We start from the raw sequence: 20829 nt of genomic DNA, 5'->3' as shown, positions 1-20829 counted from the left end.
AACCCCGCCGACGCAGCGGACGGCGCAACGGACGGCACCACGCACGTGCGGGACCCGAAGGTCCCGCACGGCCGTATCCGCCTCAGTGGGTCAGCGGGTAGGAATGCCTCCCCGTCGCCTCGTCGATCTCCACGTGTGCCTTCTGGAGCAGCTGGGACGCGAGATCCATGAGCGCGCGGGCGCCCGCGATCTCTTCACCGACCCGTAGCTGCTGCGGGTCGGACGGATGGCGCATGGCATAGCCGCGCGCCTTCATCTCGGTGCCGTCCGGGAGCCTGAGCAGGGTCGCCGCGCTGGTGCGGTGGCCCTCCTCGGAGAATTCCAGCTCCACATGCCAGCCTGCGAGTGTGGGCATGTCGAATCACCTCCAGGGGGTCACCCTCTCCCTCCAGGGTGCTCCCCTGCGCCGCCGGACGCGACCGGGGCCGGGCTGATCAGCTGCGGATCTGGCCGAGGTGCATCAAGGAGTCCTGGAGCTGCCCGGCCAGCCGCTCGGCCACGGTGTCCGCGGTGCCGAGGGTGGGGCTGGGGGCCACCCGTCCGAGATCCCCCGCCGGCGCCCCCGCCAGATACCGCTCGATCATCGCCTGCACCGCATCGGCGTACCCGGCGAGCCGGTCGGGCACGGCGGTGAAGGCCTCCGCCTCCGCGGGCGTGTGCCCGTACCCGGTGTCCCCGGGATCGGCGGGCCGGCCGAACCGCTCCGCCCAGCCGGACACCCACAGCTGCGGGGTCCCGGCCAGCTCGGAAAGGTTGCGGTCCTGGCCGCGCAGGACGTGCCAGACCAGCCAGCCCACCGAGTTTCCGCCCGCGGCCACCCGGGCCGGATCGTCCGCCGCCAGCACCTCCCCGAGCTCCGCCCGCACCCGCCGGAACATGGTCAGCGCCAGCTGCTGCCAGCCGGGCTCCGGCGCCGTCACCGGGCCAGCCCCGCCACGGTCGCCCGGACGAACGCCTCCGGCTGGTCCAGCGAGATGTTGTGCCCGGCCCCCGCGATGCCCTGAATACGCACCCCGGCAGCCGCCAACTCCGCCTCCCGGCCCGGCGCCTCGCCCTGCTCCCCGTACAGCAGGGTGCGCGGGACCAGCAGGCCGAGCAGCATCTCCCGCATGGTCGGCTCGGTCGCCCGGGCCAGGTGCACGGCGCTGCGGTGCAGCGCCAGCGGGTCGGCAAGCCGCATGGTGGCCGCCCAGCCGGGGCCGACGCGGTCCAGCGTTTCCGCGAAGCCGCCCCCGGTGAACTCCGCCTCGGAGTACAGGGCGATACCGCTGCTGCCGGGCACCCGCACCGGAGTCTGCGGATCCAGGTTGGGCTCGGCCAGCACCAGCCGGGCCACCAGCTCGGGATGCCGCGCCGCCAGCACGATCGCCACCGCGCCGCCCATGCTGTGCCCCACCACGTCGGCGGCGGTCACGCCCGCCGTGCGGAGCGCTTCGGCGAGCGCGTCCGCATGCGACTCGAGCCGGTAGTCGAAGTCTGCCGGCCGGTCGCTCAGCCCGAACCCCAGCAGGTCCACGAGGAGCGAGCGGTGCCCGGCGAGCCGGGGATCGGCGGCGACCCGGGCGAAGTAGGCCGTGGACATGCCGCCGAGGCCGTGGACATAGACCCGCGCCGGATCGGCGCCCGGCAGCTCGACCCAGCGCATCAGGGCGTTCCCGGCCCGGCTCACCGCTGCTTGACGAATCGTCACGCCCCATCCCCCCTCGCCGTCACCCCCGGCGTCAGCGCTCGCGGCGCAGCCAGCCGGCGACCTCGGTCGCCCAGTAGGTCAGGATCGTGTCCGCGCCCGCCCGCTTGATGCCGGTCAGCGTCTCCAGAATGGCGCGGTCGCGCTCCACCCAGCCCTTCTCCGCCGCCGCCTCGATCATCGCGTACTCGCCACTGATCTGGTACGCGGCCACCGGCACGTCCACGGCCTGCGCGACCCGGTACAGGATGTCCAGGTAGGGTCCGGCCGGCTTGACCATCACCATGTCGGCGCCCTCCTCCAGGTCCAGCGCCAGCTCGCGCATCGACTCGCGGGAGTTCGCCGGGTCCTGCTGGTAGCTCTTGCGGTCGCCCTGGAGCGAGGACGCAACGGCCTCGCGGAACGGCCCGTAGAACGCGGACGAATACTTCGCGGTGTAGGCGAGGATCGACACGTCCTCGTGGCCCGTCTCGTCCAGCGCGTCCCGGATGACCCCGATCTGGCCGTCCATCATCCCGCTGGGCCCGACCATGTGCACACCGGCGTCGGCCTGGACCTGCGCCATCTCCGCGTACCGCTCCAGGGTGGCGTCGTTGTCCACCCGGCCGTCCGCGTCCAGCACCCCGCAGTGGCCGTGGTCGGTGTACTCGTCCAGGCACAGGTCCGACATGATGACGAGCTCGTCCCCGACCTCGGCCTTCACGTCCCGGATGGCGACCTGGAGGATGCCGTCGGGCTCGGTGCCCGCCGTGCCGAGCGCGTCCTTGTTCTCGTCCGCCGGTACGCCGAAGAGCATGATCCCCGCCACCCCGGCCTCGACCGCCTCCACGGCGGCCTTCCGCAGGGTGTCCCGGGTGTGCTGGACCACGCCGGGCATGGCGGAGATCGCGATCGGCTCGCTGATCCCCTCGCGTACGAAGGCCGGAAGAATCAGGTCCGAGGGGTGCAGGCGCGTCTCGGCCACCATCCGCCGCATCGCCGGGGTGGTCCGCAGCCGCCTCGGCCGGGTGCCGGGGAAGGATCCGTACGTGCTCATCTTCAGTCGCCTCTTCGAACTTCGACAGCAGTCGGCACAAGCCTAGACCCGCACTTCGCGGCTCGATGATTTCCGTCTCAGGGTCGTCGCGGGTAGTCAGGGTGATCGGCGTAAGGCGAGGCGAGGTCGAGCAGGTCGTCACACGGCCAGGTCTCACCGTCGTACTGGCAGTCGTCGATGTTGTCCCACGGCAGTTCGGGGTCGCCCGAGGCCGGACTGAACACATGGCGGGCGAGCACGCGTCGCTTTGCCTCGACCTCCCGCAGAACGCGAGCCGGGTCGTGCAGCGCCACGTGCAGGGCGATCGAGGGATGGAAGCCGGGGAGTTCGCCGTGGCGGAAGTCCACCGTGCGCCCGTCAGCGGTCCACTCCCCGCAGCCGTCACCGCCGCAGCGTCGGGCCAGCTCGGCCTCCTCGTCCAGCCGTGCGTGGAGGAATGTCACCAGGTCTTGACTCATGGGGTCATCCTGGACCAGGCGCCGAGCCCGGCTCTCGCGATTTGATCGCCGTGCTCCGGCGCGACGGCGACGCACTCGTACTGCGGCGGCGCGCCGAGGAGGTGCGGATCCCCTTCGCAGCGATCGGGCAGATCCGCGCGGAAGGGCGAGCCGTCGCCGTCGAACTCACCGCACCCGGCGGGGCGGTGCCCACGGCGGGAGAGACCATCGCCCGTCCGGCTACGGCAGGTCGAGCAGCCCCGCGAACACCACCGCGTTCACCAGCACCACGGCGGGCGCGGCGATCGCGATCCCGACGCGCCGGTCGGCGTTGCGCGTCCGCCACGGCAGGGCCCAGCACCACACCAGCAGCACCAGCACACCCACCAGCCCCGTCATAAAGACGGGCCAGGCGATCTCGAAGCTCGCGTCGAAGGCGTCCGCCGCCTGCTCGCCGCAGGAGTCACAGGCCATCGGCGACAGCCCCGCGTACAGCAACGACACGAAGGCCAGCGGCAGCGTCAACAGGGTGGTGGCCAGCGGCGCGATGAAGGCCCGGCGGTCACGCTCGTCGATCTCGGTCATGGGGACACTCAACCCCGCCAACGGGGGCGCCCGGATCCGCACAGGTACTCAATCCCGCCTGGGTACGTCACTGGGCTCCGCCCGCGCCGAGGCCGAACTCGCACCACACCACCTTCCCCGGGACCCGCGCCCCGACCCCCCACCGGTCCGCGACCACAGCGACGATCAGCAGCCCCCGCCCGCCGACCGCCCCCGGGTCCGCTTCCCCGACCCGGGGCAGCCCGCCCCCACTGTCGTGGACCTCGACCCGTACGACCCCCTCGAAGCGGAGCAGCCGCAGCCGGTAACCGCGGCCGGGCGGCACCCCGTGCAGCAGGGCGTTGGTCGCGAGCTCGCTCACGCAGAGCAACACGTCGTCGCGGCGGCCTTCGACACCCCACGCGTAGAGGGTCTCCGCCGCGAACTCCCTGGCGGGACGGACGGTTTGGCGGCTGCGGGGGTAGAGCCGCTCGCGCAACAGGGCCGGTTGGGATTCCACATTCACGCACGGATCGTCGCGTTGTGTGACTAGCGTGGAGGAGTCGAGTAACCCGTACTCCTTGATGAGTACGGGTTGGCACGGGTATCTCGCGTGCACAAGCGGGGAGTTCACCAGACATGCCAGCACCAAGGAGGGCCTCCAGGCCCAACGCCACCGCGATGAAGATGGTCGGCTCCCAGGTCGCCGTCTGCCGGATCGCCAAAGGAATGACCCAACGCGCCCTCGCCGAGGCACTCCACATCGACGTCGAGACCATCGCATCGATCGAACAGGGCCGACGCGTCCTGATGCCGCACGTGGCCGCACAGATGGACGGGATCCTCGGCCTGCCCGGGGTCCTCACGGTCGCGGCGAACGGCCTCCCGGAGGTCGACATGGTTCCGGCCTGGGCCGAGGAGTACATGGAGCGCGAGGCGGAGGCCTTGGCGCTGTCCTGGTACGACACCCTGGCCGTACCGGGCCTGCTGCAGACCGAGGCCTATGCCCGCGCGGTCCTCAGCTGCCGTGTCCCCTTCATGGGCGAGGAGAAGATAGAGCTCCAGACCGCCCGCCGGATCAAGCGCCAGGAGATCCTGACCCGCCCGGTCCCGCCCACCCTCAGCTTCGTGATCTGGGAGGCGTCCCTGCGGGACCGGATCGGCGGGGACGAGGTCCGCCGCGAGCAGCTACGCCACCTCCGCACCTGCGCCGACCAGCCGGCCGTCTCCCTCCAGGTACTCCCCCTCGGCATCACCGCCCACGCGGGTCTCGACGGCCCCTTCATCCTGCTGGAGACACCGGAGTTCCAGCGCCTCGCCTACTCGGAAACCCAGCGGGGCAGCTTTCTCGTCAGGGACCCGAACGAGGTCAGCATCCTCTCCCAGAAGTATGCGATGCTGCGGTCACAGGCCCTCAACCTCGCTGAGACGAAGGGCCTGTTGGACCGGCTGCTAGGAGAGTCATGAGCACCGCACTGAAGTGGTTCAAGTCCAGCTACAGCGGCAGTGAAGGCGGCCAGTGCCTGGAAGCCGCCTTCACCTGGCGGAAGTCCTCCTACAGCGGCAGCGAGGGCGGCGCCTGCGTCGAGGTCGCCACCTGCCCCGCCGAGCAGGTGCACGTCCGCGACTCCAAGGTCACCGACGGCCCCACCCTCACCCTCGCCCCCACCGCGTGGACAAGCCTCACCCGCTGGGTTCGTTCCTGACCCTCCACCGCCACAGCCCGTCGGCTCGGACGTCGTGTTCGTACTCCGGGCCCAGCGGGCCCACCCGGGTGTAGGCCTCCGGGGTGCGCGGGTCGTCGCGCACGGCCAGGCCGTAGGCGGCGCTGAGCCGGTTGTCCAGCTCCTCGGTGCCGAGGAGCCGTACCAACGCCTCCGTGACCTCCGGCGACCGGTCCGCGCCGCGGGCCGTGGCGTAGACGGCCCGGCGCACCACCTGCGGGTCGCCGTCGTGGAGCAGGGCCAGCAGCACCCCCCGGTCCTCCTCCCCCAGCTCCTCCCCGCCCAGTGCCTCGGCGGCAGCCGCACGCACCCCGGCGTCGGGGTCCCGGCTCAGGTCCCGTACCGCCCGCGCGGCCTGCGGGTTCAGGGGCAGGCCGAACAGCCCCGGCACCTCTCGGCGTACCCGCGCATCGGCGTGCCCGGCGTGCCGCAGCCCGAGGGCCGGACCGCCCGGGAATTCCTCGTCGGCCAGGGCCCGCAGCAGCCGCGCCAGGACCGCGCCGTCCTCCTCCCGTTCCACCCAGCCGCCCAGCACCTTCAGACGCTCCCGCTCGTACCAGCGGACATGCTGGCTGAGCCCTCCCGACAGGGCGTGCAGGCCGAGCACTTCGGCCACGAAGAGGCGGGGCAGCGGCTCGGGGTGCCGGTGGAAGGCCACCACCTCGGCCCAGGTCTCGGCGCTGCGCCGCTCCGTCAGGACCCACTGGGATGCCCACCAGTCGACGTGTTCCTCGTCCCCGTGCCGGACCGCCCGGTCGAGGAGCTCCTCGACCGGTGCGAGGATCCGGAAGGCCCACTCCAGGGAGGTAAGGATCGCGCCGTGCCCCGCCCGTGCGGTCCGGCCGCCGAGGACGATCTCCTCGACCCGGGAGTACTCGTCGTCCTGCACGGTCCCGGCCCGCGCCGGGCCCGCCGCCCCCGTCAGCCGGCGCAACTCCGCCTCCGCGCCCGCCCCGTACCACCGCCGGGCCGTATCGAGCAGCCGCTCCCGCTCCGCCTCGGGCAGCCGCAGCCGCGGCTCACGCCCCAGGACCGCCCCCACCACCGCCGGGGAGCCGCCCTCGACGGCCCGCAGCAGCGGGGTCGTGCCGTCCGGCAGGGTCCGGTCCGGGTCGGCGCCGCCCTCCACCAGGGCACCCGCCACCTCGGAGTCGTACGCCGCCACCGCCGCGCACAGCACCGGCAGGCCGTCCCCGCCCGCCGTATCCGGGTCCGCGCCCGCCTCCAGCAGCTCGCGCACCCGCTCGGCGTCCCCCGCCCGCACCGCTTCCGTCAGCCCCATGGCCCCGAACATGCCACAGGGCGCGGGCACTCACCGCACCCGGGCCCGGGCCTGGTCGACGACCTCGCGGATCGCGTCCGCGACCAGCCCGGGCTGTTCGACCGCGATCCCGTGGCCGCTGTCGGTACGGATCACGTGCCGCGCATGGAGTTCGGCCGCCAGCCGCCGCTGCGCGGCCTGCCAGGCCGGCCAGGTCGAGCCGGTGCTGCCGACCTTCAGGTCCCACGGGTGGTCGGAGGTGAGCACCACCGCCGGCACGGACCCCGGCCGCCCCGGGCCGGCCGCCGCGCGGATCTCGTCCACTGCGGCCGGGTAGTCCGGCACCTCCTGCCCCTGCCCGGGCCCCTGCGGCATCGCCGCGATCGTGCGCATCCAGTCCGACCACTGCTCCGCGGTCAGCGTGTCGCGCAGGTGCGGCGAGGCCCCGTCGACGGTGACCACACCGGCCACCCGCGGGGCGTCGGTCCGCGCCAGCAGGCCCGTGATCATCGCGCCCCACGACGCTCCGACCAGTACGTACGGTCCCCGCTCGCCGGCCGCGGCCAGCACCGCCCGCAGGTCGTCCGCGCCGTCCCGCGCCGACGTCGGCTGCCGTACCGGGGTCGAGGACGTCGGCGTATCGTCCGCCCGGGTGGTGCCGGGGCGGTCGTAGGCGCAGACCCTGGTGTACGCGGCCACCCGCGGCAGCACCGACGACGTGCTCGGCTCCAGGGCGGCGCCCGCCGCCCCGCCCGCCGCCAGATGCGTCCACTCGTCCGCCGCACCCCGCGCGCCGGACACCAGCACCACCGTCGGGGACCCGGACCCCCGGCACTCCAGGTGAACGCCCCGCCCGCCCGGGAGGGTGACCGTACGCTCCGTGTCCCCCGAGCCGTCCGCCACCGCTGCCACCGCCGCCGGGACGGGGGCGACGCACACCACCGCCGCGAGGACCGCGGCAACCGCCGGGAAGCCGCACGCCGTGCGCATGACCCCAGTATCCGCCCGGTCACGCAAAGGGGCCCGGGCGCGCACACCGCACGCCCGGGCCCACCGCACCCGCTGACCCGCCTAACCCGCTCATCACGTCGTGCGACGCCGCCGCGCCCCCGGGCGCCGCTCGCTCGGCCGGGCCACGGTCTCGCCCGCCGCCTTCGCCGCCTCCCGGCGCGCCGCGCCGTACTCCGCCAGCGCCTCCGCCAGCTTCGACACGCTCGGCTCCGGCGACAGCACGTCCACCCGCAGGCCGTGCTCCTCCGCCGTCTTGGCCGTCGCCGGGCCGATGCAGGCGATCACCGTCACGTTGTGCGGCTTGCCCGCGATCCCGACCAGGTTCCGGACCGTCGACGAAGACGTGAACAGCACGGCGTCGAACCCGCCGCCCTTGATCGCCTCACGCGTGTCGGCCGGCGGCGGCGACGCCCGGACCGTCCGGTAGGCGGTCACGTCGTCCACCTCCCACCCGAGCTCTATCAGCCCGGCGACCAGCGTCTCCGTCGCGATGTCGGCCCGCGGCAGGAACACCCGGTCGATCGGGTCGAAGACCGGATCGTACGGCGGCCAGTCCTCCAGCAGCCCGGCCGCCGACTGCTCACCGCTGGGCACCAGGTCCGGCTTCACACCGAACTCCACCAGCGCCGCGGCCGTCTGCTCGCCCACCGCAGCCACCTTGATGCCCGCGAAGGCCCGGGCGTCCAGCCCGTACTCCTCGAACTTCTCCCGAACCGCCTTCACCGCATTGACGGACGTGAAGGCGATCCACTCGTACCGGCCCGTCACCAGGCCCTTCACCGCACGCTCCATCTGCTGCGGGGTGCGCGGCGGCTCCACGGCGATGGTCGGCACCTCGTGCGGCACCGCGCCGTAGGAACGGAGCTGGTCGGAGAGCGAAGCGGCCTGTTCCTTCGTACGCGGAACCAGCACCCGCCACCCGAACAGCGGCTTCGACTCGAACCAGGACAGGTCCTCGCGCCGGGCCGCCGGGTGGTGCTCGCCGACCACGGCTATCACCGGGCGGGCGCCCTCCGGCGAGGGCAGGATCTTGCCCTGCTTGAACACCTGGGCGATCGTCCCGAGGGTGGCGCTCCAGGTCCGCTGCCGGGTCGTGGTGCCCGCCACCGTCACGGTCAGCGGGGTCTCGGGCTTGCGCCCGGCCGCCACCAGCTCGGAGGCCGCAGCCGACACCGTCTCCAGCGTCGCGGACACCACCAGGGTGCCCGTGCTGGCCCCGGCCTCGGTCCAGCAGCGGGCCGTCGCCGTCCGCGCGTCCACGAACCGCACATCGGCACCGCTCTTGTCGCGCAGCGGCACACCGGCGTACGCCGGGACACCCACCGCCGTCGCGACACCCGGAACCACCTCGAAGGGGATGCCCTGCGCGGCGCAGGCGAGCATCTCCTCGGCGGCGTTGCCGTCCAGCCCGGGGTCACCGGTGACCGCACGGACGACCCGCCTGCCGGAGCGCGCGGACTCCATGACAAGATTGGCGGCGTCCCGGATAACCGGCACCCCGGCGGCTGCTGACAGTTCGTCAGCAACCGTCAGCTGAGGCGTGTCCACCCCCGCCCGTGCATGCGTCCGTACGACGTCGAGCACCTCGGGCTCCGCGATCAGCACGTCCGCCGCCGACAGCGCCTCGACGGCGCGCAGCGTCAGCAGACCCGGATCGCCGGGACCGGCACCGAGGAAGGTGACGTGTCCCTGGGCGGCGACGCCCGGAAACGCGGAGGGATTGAGACTTGAGGGGTTCAAAGCGATCGCTCCCCCATCAGACCGGCCGCGCCCTTGGCCAGCATCTCGTCCGCGAGTTCGCGGCCGAGCGCCATGGCCTCGTCGTACGACTGGGGCACGGGACCGGTGGTGGACAGCTGCACCAGCGTGGAACCGTCAAGGGTTCCGACGACACCACGCAGGCGCATTTCGTTGACAATCTGCCCGTCGGCCAGGAGGTCGGCGTAGGCGCCCACAGGGGCGCTGCAACCGGCCTCCAGGGCAGCGAGCAGGGACCTTTCGGCGGTCACGGCGGCCCGGGTGTACGGGTCGTCGAGCTCACCGAGCGCGGCGATCAGCTCCACGTTCGACGCGGGGCACTCGACCGCCAGCGCCCCCTGGCCGGGGGCGGGCAGAACATGGTCGACGGACAGGAAGTCCGTCGCCTCCTCGCTGCGCCCGATCCGGTTCAGCCCGGCGGCGGCGAGCACCACCGCGTCGAGCTCACCGTCGCGGACGAACTGGATCCGGGTGTCGACGTTGCCACGGATCGGCACCGTCTCCACGGTCTTCCCCAGGCTGCGGGCGTACGCGTTCAGCTGCGCCATCCGGCGCGGCGAACCGGTACCCACCCGGGCCCCGTCAGGCAGCTCCTCGAAGCGCAGCCCGTCCCGGGCCACCAGCGCGTCCCGGGCGTCCTCACGCTTCGGCATGGCGGCGATGACGAGCTCAGCGGGCTGCGCGGTCGGCAGGTCCTTCAGCGAGTGCACGGCGAAGTCGACCTCGCCGCGCAGCAGGGCGTCGCGCAGCGCGGTGACGAACACGCCGGTGCCGCCGATCTGCGCCAGGTGCTCGCGCGAGACATCGCCGTACGTGGTGATCTCCACGAGCTCGACCGGGCGCCCGGTGATCTTGCGAACCGCCTCGGCGACCTGCCCGGACTGGGACATGGCCAGCTTGCTGCGCCGCGTGCCGAGCCGGAGGGGCTGGTCCAGACGTGTGTTCATGATGCCCGTCCTGAGTCGTCGTTCTGGTCCGCCCGGCTGACGGACGCCACCGTCTGCGGGTCGAGGTCGAAGAGTTCGCGCAGCGCATCGGCATAGCCGGCGCCGCCCGGTTCACTGGCGAGCTGCTTCACCCGCACGGTCGGCGCGTGCAGCAGCTTGTCGACAACGCGCCGTACCGTCTGGGTCACTTCGGCCCGCTGCCGGTCGTCGAGCTCCGGGAGCCGGCCGTTGAGCCGCGTCACCTCGCCGGCGACGACCTCGGCGGCCATCGCCCGCAGCGCAACCACTGTGGGCGTGATGTGCGCGGCGCGCTGCGCGGCGCCGAAAGCCGCCACCTCATCCGCCACTATTCCGCGCACGGCGTCTACATCGGCGGCCATCGGCGCGTCCGCGCTGGCCTCGGCCAGGCTCTCGATGTCGACCAGCCGCACCCCGGGGATCCGGTGGGCCGCCGCGTCGATGTCCCGGGGCATGGCCAGGTCGAGCAGGGAGAGGCGTACGTGCGCCCCCTCGACCGGGGTCCGCCCGCCGACCCGCTTCGGCTGCCGGACCGCGGCGGCTTCGCCCTGGTCTGCCCAGGTTCCGTGCAGTTCGAGGGAGCTGGCGTCCACACCGGCCAGCGCGGACCGCCCGTCGGCGGGGATGTCCAGTCCGACGGGACACCCCTCCGGCTCGGCCGGGACGATGGTTCGCGCGGCCCCGCCGTCGGCGATCCGCCCATGCACCTGCGCGGCCTCGGCCAGCTTCCCGAGCAGCTCGACCCCTTCCAGCCCCACCGGCACGGGGTCCCCACCCAGCCCCGCCGGCGTTTGAGGCGCGGGGTCCGGGGCGAAGCCCCGAGGGGTCCGGGGCGCAGCCCCGGCCACCCCCTCAAGCCCCGCCGGCGCCTGAGGCGTTTCGGGAAGGGGCGGGGTGGGGGAATGCGCCGCAGGGCCCGCAACCGCCGCCGCCACATCGTCCTCGGTCAGCACCAACCCGGTCGCCCCGGTGCACGAGACGACGACGTCAACACGCGCCAGCTCACCCGCGACCTCGCCCATGGCCACGGCACGGGCCACCGCGCCGCCCGAGGCCAGGATCTCCACCAGCCGCTCCGCCCGCTCCGCAGTGCGGTTCGCCACGATCACCTCGGCCACGCCGACCCGCGCCAGCGTCGCCGCCGCCAGCGAGGACATCGACCCGGCACCGATCACCAGCGCCCGCTTGCCCGCGGCCCACGCGTCCACCGGCTCCCGGACCGCCAGCTGCTCCAGCCCGAAGGTCACCAGAGACTGCCCGGCCCGGTCGATGCCGGTCTCGCTGTGCGCCCGCTTGCCGACCCGCAGCGCCTGCTGGAACAGGTCGTTGATGAGCCGCCCGGCGGTGTGCAGTTCCTGCGCCAGCGCCAGCGCGTCCTTGATCTGGCCGAGGATCTGGCCCTCGCCCACGACCATCGAGTCCAGGCCGCACGCCACCGAGAACAGGTGGTGCACCGCCCGGTCCTCGTAGTGCACGTACAGGTACGGGGTGAGCTCCTCCAGCGCCACCCCGCTGTGCTGCGCCAGCAGCGTCGACAGCTCGGCGACACCGGCGTGGAACTTGTCCACGTCCGCGTACAGCTCGATCCGGTTGCAGGTGGCCAGCACCGCAGCCTCGGTCGCCGGCTCCGCCGCCAGCGTGTCGTGCAGCAGCTTGATCTTGGCGTCCGCGGTCAGCGAGGCCCGCTCCAGCACGCTCACGGGCGCACTGCGGTGACTCAGTCCTACGACGAGGAGGCTCATGCCGGCATCACCGCCGGCACATCGCCCTCCGGGCCGCCCTTGCGCGGGGCGGCGGCGGTCCGCGCGGTCGGCGGCACCGGCGCACCCGCGCCCGGCGCGGCCGGCCCGGTGCCGGACTCCGGCTCCTGCTCAGACCCGGACCCGGTGGCAGCGGTGGCGGTGCCGGCCGCTTCCTCGCCGGCCTTGCGCTGCTCGTGGAACGCGAGGATCTGCAGCTCGATGGAGAGGTCGACCTTGCGGACGTCCACCCCGTCGGGCACCGACAGCACGGTGGGCGCGAAGTTCAGGATGGAGGTCACCCCGGCGGCGATCAGCCGCTCGCTGACCTGCTGGGCGGCCCCGGCCGGGGTCGCGATGACACCGATCGAGACACCGTTCTCCCGGATGATCTTCTCCAGGTCGTCGGTGTGCTGCACGGGCATGCCGGCCACCGGCTTCCCGGCCATCGCCGGGTCCGCGTCGATGAGCGCCGCCACCCGGAAGCCACGGGAGGCGAAACCGCCGTAGTTGGCGAGGGCCGCACCCAGGTTTCCGATGCCGACGATGACGACCGGCCAGTCCTGGGTCAGGCCCAGCTCGCGGGAGATCTGGTAGACGAGGTACTCGACGTCGTAGCCGACGCCACGGGTCCCGTAGGAGCCCAGGTAGGAGAAGTCCTTGCGCAGCTTGGCGGAGTTGACCCCGGCGGCAGCGGCGAGCTCCTCCGAGGACACCGTGGGCACCGATCGCTCGGAGAGCGCGGTGAGGGCGCGCAAGTACAGCGGAAGCCGGGCGACTGTGGCCTCGGGAATACCTCGGCTGCGCGTCGCCGGTCGGTGAGTTCGGCCAGTTGCCACGATGCTCCTGCGGGATGAGCGGGGCTGCAGGCGGCCACTTGTCCCAGGACCGCCCCGTCGAAAGCAGGCTATGTCTTTGTGAACGCGTGCACAAAGATTGTGTCCGCTTTGTCCGAGCAAAGTGACCGGGGTCACGCGGTCCGGGCGCGAGGGAGCGGAACCGGGGACGGGCCGAACCCGTTCAAATCCCGAAGCGGGCAAAACCGCACACACTCCTCATCGTTATGCCCCCGAGATCCCCCAAATCGCCCACGATGGTAACCGGAAGGAGGCTCAGCCCTCCAATGCCCGCCGCAGCCGGTCCGGGTTCACCCTCCAGAAGGTGTGCTGCTCGCCGTCCACCAACACCACCGGAATCTGCTCCCAGTGCAGCCGGTACAGCTCCTCGTCCTGAGAAATGTCCTTCTTCTCCCACTGCGCCCCGGTTTCGGCGCAGACCTTTTCGATCACTTCCTGGGCGTCATCACAGAGATGACAACCAGGCTTCCCGATGAGCGTGACCATGCGCTCGCCGGGACTCTTCTTTTCCTTACGCCGCAGCAGAGGACTCATGCCCCCATTCTCCCGCGCCCGCCCCCACACCCCCGGACCGAAGTGTTAACGGATCCGTTCCCCCACGGTTCGGGGCGGACCGAACACAGTGGCTATGCTCGCGTCATGGCCGCTCTGGGATGGCTCACCCCCCGTAGGCGCTCCGCGACCGCGCGCAGCGTGCTCGCCGGCGAGGCCTCGGCCGAGGCCGCACGCAAGACCGCACAGGCCGGGCCGGTACTCGAAGCCGCCGAGCCCGAGGAAGCGGAAGCCGAACCGGAACTCGAAGAGCTCGAAGAGTTCCCGGTCGCCGGCGACGACCTCGCCGCCGCCTTCTTCGATCTCGACAACACCGTCATGCAGGGCGCCGCGATCTTCCACTTCGGCCGCGGCCTCTACAAGCGCGAGTTCTTCCAGCGCCGCGAGCTCGCCCGGTTCGCCTGGCAGCAGGCCTGGTTCCGGCTGGCCGGGGTCGAGGACCCCGAGCACATGCAGGACGCCCGCGACAGCGCCCTCTCCATCGTCAAGGGCCACCGCGTCTCCGAGCTCATGACCATCGGCGAGGAGATCTACGACGAGTACATGGCGGAGCGCATCTGGCCGGGCACCCGCGCCCTGGCCCAGGCGCACCTGGACGCCGGCCAGAAGGTCTGGCTGGTCACCGCCGCCCCCGTGGAGACGGCCACGATCATCGCCCGCCGGCTCGGCCTGACCGGGGCCCTCGGCACCGTCGCCGAGTCCGTGGACGGCATCTACACCGGCAGACTGGTGGGCGAACCGCTGCACGGCCCCGCCAAGGCGGAGGCGGTGCGCGCGCTGGCCGCCGCCGAGGGCCTGGATCTCGCGCGCTGCGCGGCGTACAGCGATTCGCACAACGACATCCCGATGCTGTCACTGGTCGGACATCCGTACGCGATCAATCCCGATACAAAACTGCGCAAGCACGCCCGGGCCCACGACTGGCGGCTGCGCGACTACCGGACCGGCCGCAAGGCCGTGAAGGTCGGCGTGCCGGCCGCCGCCGGAGTCGGCGCACTGGCAGGCGGCGCCGCTGCCGCCATCGCCCTGCACCGCCGCCGCAGGTAGCGGCCACCGGCGGAGATCTCCGCACGGCACTCATTCCCGCAGCCCTACCCGCCCCCGCCGGGCGGCACTCCGGCATGCCCGACTCGGCCACAACAGGCCTTGGAAGCAGCCATTCCGCGCGGGAAATCGATCAGCAATCGATCACCGTCTGCGACTGAATATGCCCTCGACACGCAACAGAAGTGTCGGAAGCGATGATTTTCGCAACAGGGTGTAGTGCTGCCTGTACGAAGCGTTATTCTCCTCAAACGCATGCCACCGCCCATCTGTCGCCACGACGGGTGAACGGTCCCGCACTGCACGTGATGGAAGCTCTGCCTCTGGGAGTCCCGTGTACCCACCTGTCGGGGTTGACGCCTCGGGCCTGGCTACGCTGCGCGCAACGGTCCTCGACCATCTGCGCGGCTTCGTCCCCACCGCGTACGCCGTCCCCGCCCTCGCCACCGCGGTCCCGGCCGGCCTCGGCCCGGCCGGTCCCTGCTATGCCCTGACCGACGGCGGGGCGACGGTGGGCAGACGCGGCCGTACCGGCCCCACCGCGGCCGGCGGCACCGGAACCCAGGCCGCCCGCCGCCCCACCGCGGACAGCGACAGCGCCCGGATGATGGACCTGGTCGAACGGGCCCAGGCCGGCGAGGCCGACGCCTTCGGCCGGCTCTACGACCAGTACAGCGACACCGTGTACCGCTATATCTACTACCGCGTCGGCGGCAAGGCGACGGCGGAGGACCTCACCAGCGAGACCTTCCTGCGCGCCCTGCGCCGGATCTCCACCTTCACCTGGCAGGGCCGCGATTTCGGCGCCTGGCTGGTCACGATCGCGCGCAACCTGGTCGCCGACCACTTCAAATCCAGTCGCTTCCGCCTCGAAGTGACCACCGGCGAAATGCTGGACGCCAACGAGGTCGAACGCAGCCCCGAGGACTCGGTCCTGGAGTCCCTCTCCAACGCGGCCCTCCTGGAGGCCGTCCGCAAACTCAATCCCCAGCAGCAGGAATGCGTGACCCTGCGGTTCCTGCAAGGGCTCTCGGTCGCTGAGACGGCCCGGGTCATGGGGAAGAACGAAGGCGCCATCAAGACGCTCCAGTACCGGGCGGTCCGCACCCTGGCCCGCCTCCTCCCGGACGACGCCCGCTGAGTTCCCCATGCAGCTGTGGTCCGATCATCCTTCGTCCGTAACCCAAGTGCCGCGCCGCTCGTTGTGCGGAATGCAGGCTCCCTGTGGACACGCCATGCCCGAAGCCGCTCACTCGAAAGTGTGGATGTGCTCAAGGAAGGCAACCTTCCGGACACCCTGGGGAGTCGATCGTCATGACGAGAGGAGGTGCCGCCAGTGATCGCGAACGTTTCCACCCACCGGCGGGCGAACGCCTTCGCCCAGGCCCTGGAGGATCGGAACCCGTCCGACCTTTCGGAACCGGAACAGGCGGCCGAGCAGTCCGAGGCACCTGCCGAACCTGCCGAGCACGACCGGTTGTTGGCCCTGGCGAGCGTGCTCGGCGAACGAATGCCGCGCCCGGAGCTGGACGCCGAGGTCAAAGTGGTGCAGCGAGCTCAGCTCGTGGCCGCCATGGAGGCCATGGTGATGGAGGAGAGGGCCGGGGGCGGAGCCGCCCCGGACCCTCAGGTGCCCGAGCAGCGGACCGGCCGCGGCGCCCACCGGGCGACCCCGCTCCGGAAATTGCGGCCCCGCTCCCGCTGGTCCAAGGGCATCGCAGCGGGAGGCCTCACCGTCGGTGTGGCCGCGGGGGCCTTCAGCGGAGTGGCCGCTGCCAGTTCCGACGCCCTGCCGGGTGACTCCCTCTACCCCGTGAAACGGGGCATGGAAGACCTCAAGCTCGGCATGGCCGACAGCAATTCCGACAAGGGCGAGCTCTACCTCACCCAGGCCTCCACCCGGCTCTCGGAGGCACGTCGGCTGATGGAACGCGGCAAGACCGGCCAGCTGGACCACGAATCGCTCAGCGAAATCCGGCGCGCCCTGGCCGGCGTCAAACACGACGCCGCCAAGGCCCACCAGCTGCTCCAGTCGGCCTACGAACGGGACGGATCACTGGGCCCCATCCAGGCCCTGACCTCCTTCTCCCGTTCCCACCGGGACGCCTGGGGGAAGCTCCGCGAAAAGCTCCCGCCCCAGCTCAACGACGTGGGCGAAGAGGTCACCTCGGTCTTCCAGGCCATAGACGATGACGTCGCACCGCTGCAGGGGCTGCTGCCGAAGCCGCCCGAGCAGTCCCGCGGCGCCCCGTCCGGCAGCGGCCCGGCAACCCAGCCCGGCAGCAGCGACCGTACGCAGCCCACCCCGCCCGCCGCCAAGCACGGCGGCAGCGGCAACGGCGGCACCCCGGCACCGGCCGCCCCCTCGGCCGCCCCGCCCCAGGCCTCCGAACCCGGGCTGCTGCCCGGCACCGAAGGCCTGCTCAAGCCGCCCCCGGCCCATGGCACCCCCGCCCCGGGCGCCCCGTCCCAGGAGCCGAAGCCGGAGATCACCCTCCCGCCGCTGCTCCCGGGGCTCCTCCCGGGCCTGGGCATCAGCCAGGAAGACGTCGGCTGAACCACCGCGCGTCGGCGGGGCACACCAGCCCCGCCGACGCGCAGCTCAGCACAGCCTCCGGCAAGAACCGGAAGAACGCAGAAGAGCTCAGAAGAACACGGACCGCCGCTGCACCAGCAGCTTGTAGAGCGTGTGCTGGATCTGCTCCCGCACCTGGTCCGTCAGATTGAACATCAGCATCGGATCCTCCGCCGCCTCCGGCGCATAACCGTCCGTCGGAATCGGCTCCCCGAACTGGATCGTCCACTTCGTCGGCAACGGCACCGCCCCGAGCGGCCCCAGCCACGGGAACGTCGGCGTGATCGGGAAGTACGGAATCCCCAGCAGCCGCGCCAGCGTCTTCGCATTGCCGATCATCGGGTAGATCTCCTCCGCCCCGACGATCGAGCACGGCACAATCGGCGTTCTCGCCCGCAGCGCCGTCGACACGAACCCACCGCGCCCGAAACGCTGGAGCTTGTACCGCTCCCCGAACGGCTTCCCTATCCCCTTGAAGCCCTCCGGCATCACCCCGACCAGCTCACCGGCCTCCAGCAGCCGCTGCGCGTCCTCCGCACACGCCAGTGTGTGCCCGGCCTTCCGGGCCAGCTCGTTGACCACCGGCAGCATGAACACCAGGTCCGCCGCCAGCAGCCGCAGATGACGCTGCGCCGGATGATGGTCGTGGACCGCCACCTGCATCATCAGACCGTCCAGCGGCAGCGTCCCCGAATGGTTCGCCACGATCAGCGCGCCGCCCTCGGCCGGGATGTTCTCGATGCCCTTGACCTCGACCCGGAAGTACCCGTCGTACAGCGGCCGGATCAGCGACATCAGGACCTGCTCGGTGAGCTCCTTGTCGTAGCCGAACTCGTCGACCTCGTACTCACCGGTGATCCGACGGCGCAGGAAGGCCAGACCACCCGCGATCCGCCGGTCCCAGCCGCCCGGCTTCCCGGCGGCCCCGGAAGCCGGCTCCTCGACCTGCGCCACCACCTCGGGCGAGGGAGTCGGCTCCGGCACCACCCGTACCCGCCGCCCACCGGACGGGCGCTTGCGCGGCCGGTCCTCGTCGAACGGAATGACCTTGGCGTCCGCCACTATCGGTTCGCTCCCTCTCTCAGGGGGACTTCCTCGGAAACCCCGACGTCCAGCAGCCGTCCCAGCCGGTCCACCGCCCGCCCCACCCGCTCCGGCGGCAGCAGCCCGCGCCCCCGGCTCCGCGCGAAGTCCGCGAACGCCTCGGCGGTCGTATACAGCGGCTCGAACCCCAGCACCTCACGCATCTGAGCGGTCTCCACCACCCGGCCGTGCGTCAACAGCCGGATCTGCTCCGGGGAGAAGTCCGTGACCCCCACCGCCCGCAACGCCGCCCCCACCCAGGTGACGGCCGGCAGCAGCAGCGGCACCGTCGGCCGCCCCAGCCGCCGCGAGCACTGCGACAGCAGCAGCACCCCGTCACCCGCGATGTTGAAGGTCCCGCTGTTCAGCGTCCCCGGCTTCGGCTCCCGCGCCGCCAGCCCCAGCACGTCCAGGACATCGTCCTCGTGCACGAACTGCAGCCGCGGGTCATAGCCCAGCACCGTGGGCATCACCGGCATCGAGAAGTACTCGGCCAGCGGCGAGTCCGCCCGCGGCCCCAGGATGTTCGCGAAGCGCAGCACACACACCGCCACATCCGGCCGCCGCCGCGCAAAGCCCCGCACATAGCCCTCGACCTCGGCGGCGTCCTTCGCGAACCCGCCCGCCGGCAGCGCCTTGGGCTGCGCCGTCTCCGGGAACACCGCCGGATCCCTGGGCGCGCCGCCGTACACACTGGTACTGGACTTCACCACCAGCCGCCGCACCGTGGGCGACTTCTGGCAGGCCCCCAGCAGCTGCATGGTCCCGATGACATTGGTTTCCTTGACGGTGCTGCGCGCACCGCCGCCGATCCCCGCACTGCCTCCGGTCACCGCCAGATGGACCACCGTGTCCACCGCGTGTTCCGCGAGCACCCGCGCGATCGCCGACTGCCTGATGTCCGTACGGACGAAGAGCGCCGACCCGAGCCGGTGCGGCGGCGGCACGGCATCCACCGCGATCACCCGCTCGACCTCGGGGTCGCGCTGGACCCGCCGTACGAAACGGCCCCCTAGCTGCCGGGCAGCCCCGGTGACAAGCACGACCTTTCCCACGAGCCAGCGCCTCCCTAGTTAGCACCACAGCCCCCCCACCATGATGGTGGAGGGGCTGCGGAGAACACGTACAGCTGCCGTCTACTTCTTGTTACGGCGCTGAACGCGGGTGCGCTTGAGCAGCTTGCGGTGCTTCTTCTTGGCCATCCGCTTACGCCGCTTCTTGATAACAGAGCCCACGACTACCCTCGCTCACTTCTCGGAACACCCCCGCATCAGCGGGGATCTCGGTGCGGGGCGTCTGGGCCCACACGACCTACGTCGGCCTAGCCTACCCGCCAGAGCTCCCAGCTTGTAATCCGAGGGCGCCGGTGCACCGTCTCAGGCCGACTCCACCCCCACAAACGACTCACGGAGGTACTCATGGACCGCAATTTCGGGGACCCGGAAGGACCGGCCCACCCGGATAGCGGGCAGATGGCCGTTGTGCACCAGGCGGTACACGGTCATCTTCGACACTCGCATCACCGAGGCGACCTCCGCCACGGTCAGGAACTGAACCTCACTGAGAGGCCTCTCGCCAGCAGCCATGACACACCTTGACCTTCCGCGCATGACGGGGCACCGGCTTCCCCTCCGGTTACTCCACGTCGTCGCACGCTCACTCCCCAGATTAGGGGCGGGTGATGCGAGTGGGGAAGAGGTGCTGCAGCCACCGGATGCCGGCCGCCACTACCGAGACAGACTCGCCCGATTGAGTACATAGCGCGTCAGGGGCGCGTAGTAGTCCGCACGAACCGCATCATCAAGCGGAACCGCCACCGACACCCTCCCCTCGGCCTCCCCCACGAACAGGGCGGGATCGTCCGTATCCGCCAGCCCGATGGCCTCAAAACCCAGCTGACCTGCTCCGCAGACCCAACCGTGGTCCCCCACCACGAGCTCCGGCAACGGCTCACCGGCCTCCGCCAGGGCATCCAGCGCGATCCGAACCGGCAGCGGCGAGTGCGAGTGCGCGCCGGTCACGCTCCCCGGCGACCGCACCCCGGGCTCCCGCACCATGGCGACCCCCCTTACGTAGTCGAGGCAGTACGTGCGTACGCCGAACCGGGTCGCCATGTCGACACTGCGGCCCTGCGCAGGGGTGAGGACAACACATCCCGCCGCCGACAGCGCCTCGGCCAAACTGACGTAGAACTTCAGGAGTCGGTGCGGATGACCGGTGCCGAACAACACCGGACCACGCGCCAGGACCACCTCCCGCAACCGGTCCGCAAAGGCCTCCAGCCCCGCCAGCGTCAGTTCCGGATCGATCACGTCCGGCCCGCTGACATGCGCCGGATCCGCCGAGACCCCGCACTTCTCGGCCATCAGCCCTAAGAGGTCCCGTTCCTCCCAGACCCATTCCGGATCCAGCCCCAGCAGCACCCGCGGGTCGCGCGCCGCGAACAGCCGGTAGCTGCGCAGGCTCTCCTCACGGGACGTGGCCACAGGTCCGGCCAGCCGGGCCGCCAGCAGATGCGCACGCAGGGCGCCGGTGCTCAACACCCTCCGATGCTGCC

General features: G+C 71.8%; 24 protein-coding genes. 5 read left to right on the top strand and 19 right to left on the bottom strand.

The genetic code is table 11. The annotated features are described in order from the left end of the window. Nucleotides 1-82: 82 nt before the first annotated feature. The 7 genes from DEJ50_RS18600 to DEJ50_RS18570 all read right to left on the bottom strand — a co-directional run bounded on the left by DEJ50_RS18600 (nt 83) and on the right by DEJ50_RS18570 (nt 4229). Nucleotides 83-355: a DUF1876 domain-containing protein gene (locus DEJ50_RS18600; protein WP_150209104.1), complete on the bottom strand. Its 273-nt coding sequence runs from the start codon at nt 353-355 to the stop codon at nt 83-85. A 79-nt stretch (nt 356-434) separates the two neighbouring features. After that, complete coding sequence (locus DEJ50_RS18595) at nt 435-920, bottom strand: DinB family protein (RefSeq protein WP_150209103.1); 486 nt, start codon at nt 918-920, stop codon at nt 435-437. Continuing rightward, nucleotides 917-1684: an alpha/beta fold hydrolase gene (locus DEJ50_RS18590; protein WP_223838129.1), complete on the bottom strand. Its 768-nt coding sequence runs from the start codon at nt 1682-1684 to the stop codon at nt 917-919. The genes DEJ50_RS18595 and DEJ50_RS18590 overlap by 4 nt, the downstream gene beginning before the upstream one ends. A gap of 37 nt (nt 1685-1721) precedes the next feature. Further along, complete coding sequence (hemB, locus tag DEJ50_RS18585; RefSeq protein ID WP_150209102.1) at nt 1722-2723, bottom strand: porphobilinogen synthase; 1002 nt, start codon at nt 2721-2723, stop codon at nt 1722-1724. 77 nt (nt 2724-2800) lie between these two features. Continuing rightward, a complete protein-coding gene (locus DEJ50_RS18580; RefSeq protein ID WP_150209101.1) occupies nt 2801-3181 on the bottom strand; it encodes a DUF6221 family protein in 381 nt (126 codons plus the stop codon). A gap of 219 nt (nt 3182-3400) precedes the next feature. Beyond that, on the bottom strand, nt 3401-3745 hold the full coding sequence (locus DEJ50_RS18575; RefSeq protein WP_150209100.1) for a hypothetical protein: 345 nt from the start codon (nt 3743-3745) through the stop codon (nt 3401-3403). A 67-nt stretch (nt 3746-3812) separates the two neighbouring features. Beyond that, nucleotides 3813-4229 (bottom strand): ATP-binding protein, encoded by a 417-nt coding sequence (locus DEJ50_RS18570; protein WP_223837806.1) that lies wholly within the window; start codon nt 4227-4229, stop codon nt 3813-3815. Nucleotides 4230-4342: 113 nt separating this feature from the next. On the opposite strand from DEJ50_RS18570, the gene DEJ50_RS18565 reads away from it, so the two are divergent. Beyond that, nucleotides 4343-5170, top strand: coding sequence for a helix-turn-helix domain-containing protein (locus DEJ50_RS18565; protein ID WP_150209099.1), 828 nt, complete (start codon nt 4343-4345; stop codon nt 5168-5170). Then, complete coding sequence (locus DEJ50_RS18560; RefSeq protein WP_150209098.1) at nt 5167-5409, top strand: DUF397 domain-containing protein; 243 nt, start codon at nt 5167-5169, stop codon at nt 5407-5409. The genes DEJ50_RS18565 and DEJ50_RS18560 overlap by 4 nt, the downstream gene beginning before the upstream one ends. Here DEJ50_RS18560 and DEJ50_RS18555 read toward each other — a convergent pair. The 7 genes from DEJ50_RS18555 to DEJ50_RS18525 form a co-directional block, all read right to left on the bottom strand. Beyond that, on the bottom strand, nt 5387-6709 hold the full coding sequence (locus tag DEJ50_RS18555) for an ankyrin repeat domain-containing protein (protein WP_223837805.1): 1323 nt from the start codon (nt 6707-6709) through the stop codon (nt 5387-5389). The two genes, DEJ50_RS18560 and DEJ50_RS18555, sit on opposite strands and share 23 nt — an antisense overlap. A 30-nt stretch (nt 6710-6739) precedes the next feature. Beyond that, nucleotides 6740-7678: an alpha/beta fold hydrolase gene (locus DEJ50_RS18550; protein ID WP_150209097.1), complete on the bottom strand. Its 939-nt coding sequence runs from the start codon at nt 7676-7678 to the stop codon at nt 6740-6742. A 93-nt stretch (nt 7679-7771) separates the two neighbouring features. Then, nucleotides 7772-9439: a uroporphyrinogen-III synthase gene (locus DEJ50_RS18545; protein WP_150209096.1), complete on the bottom strand. Its 1668-nt coding sequence runs from the start codon at nt 9437-9439 to the stop codon at nt 7772-7774. Beyond that, a complete protein-coding gene (hemC, locus tag DEJ50_RS18540) occupies nt 9436-10404 on the bottom strand; it encodes a hydroxymethylbilane synthase (RefSeq protein WP_150209095.1) in 969 nt (322 codons plus the stop codon). The genes DEJ50_RS18545 and hemC overlap by 4 nt, the downstream gene beginning before the upstream one ends. Then, entirely contained in the window at nt 10401-12164 is a 1764-nt protein-coding gene (locus tag DEJ50_RS18535) for a glutamyl-tRNA reductase (protein ID WP_150209094.1), read from the bottom strand. Before DEJ50_RS18535 ends, hemC begins: the two co-directional genes overlap by 4 nt. After that, nucleotides 12161-13000: a redox-sensing transcriptional repressor Rex gene (locus DEJ50_RS18530; RefSeq protein ID WP_150209093.1), complete on the bottom strand. Its 840-nt coding sequence runs from the start codon at nt 12998-13000 to the stop codon at nt 12161-12163. Before DEJ50_RS18530 ends, DEJ50_RS18535 begins: the two co-directional genes overlap by 4 nt. Before the next feature lie 273 nt (nt 13001-13273). Continuing rightward, on the bottom strand, nt 13274-13552 hold the full coding sequence (locus DEJ50_RS18525) for a glutaredoxin family protein (RefSeq protein ID WP_150209092.1): 279 nt from the start codon (nt 13550-13552) through the stop codon (nt 13274-13276). A gap of 105 nt (nt 13553-13657) precedes the next feature. Between DEJ50_RS18525 and DEJ50_RS18520 the strand changes: the two genes are divergently transcribed. The 3 genes from DEJ50_RS18520 (at nt 13658) to DEJ50_RS18510 (ending at nt 17171) form a co-directional block, all read left to right on the top strand. Continuing rightward, entirely contained in the window at nt 13658-14617 is a 960-nt protein-coding gene (locus tag DEJ50_RS18520; RefSeq protein WP_150209091.1) for an HAD family hydrolase, read from the top strand. 331 nt (nt 14618-14948) lie between these two features. After that, nucleotides 14949-15755, top strand: a complete 807-nt coding sequence (locus DEJ50_RS18515; RefSeq protein ID WP_150209090.1) for an ECF subfamily RNA polymerase sigma factor, BldN family — start codon at nt 14949-14951, stop codon at nt 15753-15755. A 195-nt stretch (nt 15756-15950) separates the two neighbouring features. Continuing rightward, nucleotides 15951-17171 carry a DUF5667 domain-containing protein gene (locus DEJ50_RS18510; RefSeq protein ID WP_150209089.1) on the top strand — a complete coding sequence of 407 codons (1221 nt, stop codon included), beginning with the start codon at nt 15951-15953 and terminating at the stop codon, nt 17169-17171. An 87-nt stretch (nt 17172-17258) separates the two neighbouring features. Here the strand turns inward: DEJ50_RS18510 and DEJ50_RS18505 are convergent, their stop codons facing one another. The 5 genes from DEJ50_RS18505 to DEJ50_RS18485 form a co-directional block, all read right to left on the bottom strand. Next, a complete protein-coding gene (locus DEJ50_RS18505) occupies nt 17259-18251 on the bottom strand; it encodes a lysophospholipid acyltransferase family protein (RefSeq protein WP_150209088.1) in 993 nt (330 codons plus the stop codon). After that, entirely contained in the window at nt 18251-19327 is a 1077-nt protein-coding gene (locus DEJ50_RS18500) for an NAD-dependent epimerase/dehydratase family protein (RefSeq protein WP_150209087.1), read from the bottom strand. The genes DEJ50_RS18505 and DEJ50_RS18500 overlap by 1 nt, the downstream gene beginning before the upstream one ends. 81 nt (nt 19328-19408) lie before the next feature. Continuing rightward, entirely contained in the window at nt 19409-19507 is a 99-nt protein-coding gene (locus tag DEJ50_RS18495; protein WP_003948845.1) for a 30S ribosomal protein bS22, read from the bottom strand. Between the two features lie 141 nt (nt 19508-19648). Further along, nucleotides 19649-19858: a helix-turn-helix domain-containing protein gene (locus tag DEJ50_RS18490; RefSeq protein ID WP_190344567.1), complete on the bottom strand. Its 210-nt coding sequence runs from the start codon at nt 19856-19858 to the stop codon at nt 19649-19651. A gap of 141 nt (nt 19859-19999) precedes the next feature. Further along, entirely contained in the window at nt 20000-20815 is an 816-nt protein-coding gene (locus DEJ50_RS18485) for a phosphatase (RefSeq protein ID WP_150209085.1), read from the bottom strand. Nucleotides 20816-20829 lie beyond the last annotated feature (14 nt).

It is taken from the genome of Streptomyces venezuelae (assembly GCF_008642295.1).
GTDB lineage: Bacteria > Actinomycetota > Actinomycetes > Streptomycetales > Streptomycetaceae > Streptomyces > Streptomyces venezuelae_C.
The sequence above is the reverse complement of the archived record's forward strand: the minus strand, read 5'-3'. Positions and strand labels throughout refer to the sequence as shown.

Excerpts from the sequence above, each read along its gene's own strand:
- DEJ50_RS18600 (WP_150209104.1), bottom strand. The coding sequence starts at position 355 with ATGCCCACACTCGCAGGCTGGCATGTGGAGCTGGAATTCTCCGAGGAG.
- hemB (WP_150209102.1), bottom strand. The coding sequence starts at position 2,723 with ATGAGCACGTACGGATCCTTCCCCGGCACCCGGCCGAGGCGGCTGCGG.
- DEJ50_RS18580 (WP_150209101.1), bottom strand. The coding sequence starts at position 3,181 with ATGAGTCAAGACCTGGTGACATTCCTCCACGCACGGCTGGACGAGGAG.
- DEJ50_RS18575 (WP_150209100.1), bottom strand. The coding sequence starts at position 3,745 with ATGACCGAGATCGACGAGCGTGACCGCCGGGCCTTCATCGCGCCGCTG.
- DEJ50_RS18565 (WP_150209099.1), top strand. The coding sequence starts at position 4,343 with ATGCCAGCACCAAGGAGGGCCTCCAGGCCCAACGCCACCGCGATGAAG.
- DEJ50_RS18560 (WP_150209098.1), top strand. The coding sequence starts at position 5,167 with ATGAGCACCGCACTGAAGTGGTTCAAGTCCAGCTACAGCGGCAGTGAA.
- DEJ50_RS18555 (WP_223837805.1), bottom strand. The coding sequence starts at position 6,709 with ATGGGGCTGACGGAAGCGGTGCGGGCGGGGGACGCCGAGCGGGTGCGC.
- DEJ50_RS18550 (WP_150209097.1), bottom strand. The coding sequence starts at position 7,678 with ATGCGCACGGCGTGCGGCTTCCCGGCGGTTGCCGCGGTCCTCGCGGCG.
- hemC (WP_150209095.1), bottom strand. The coding sequence starts at position 10,404 with ATGAACACACGTCTGGACCAGCCCCTCCGGCTCGGCACGCGGCGCAGC.
- DEJ50_RS18535 (WP_150209094.1), bottom strand. The coding sequence starts at position 12,164 with ATGAGCCTCCTCGTCGTAGGACTGAGTCACCGCAGTGCGCCCGTGAGC.
- DEJ50_RS18525 (WP_150209092.1), bottom strand. The coding sequence starts at position 13,552 with ATGAGTCCTCTGCTGCGGCGTAAGGAAAAGAAGAGTCCCGGCGAGCGC.
- DEJ50_RS18520 (WP_150209091.1), top strand. The coding sequence starts at position 13,658 with ATGGCCGCTCTGGGATGGCTCACCCCCCGTAGGCGCTCCGCGACCGCG.
- DEJ50_RS18490 (WP_190344567.1), bottom strand. The coding sequence starts at position 19,858 with ATGGCTGCTGGCGAGAGGCCTCTCAGTGAGGTTCAGTTCCTGACCGTG.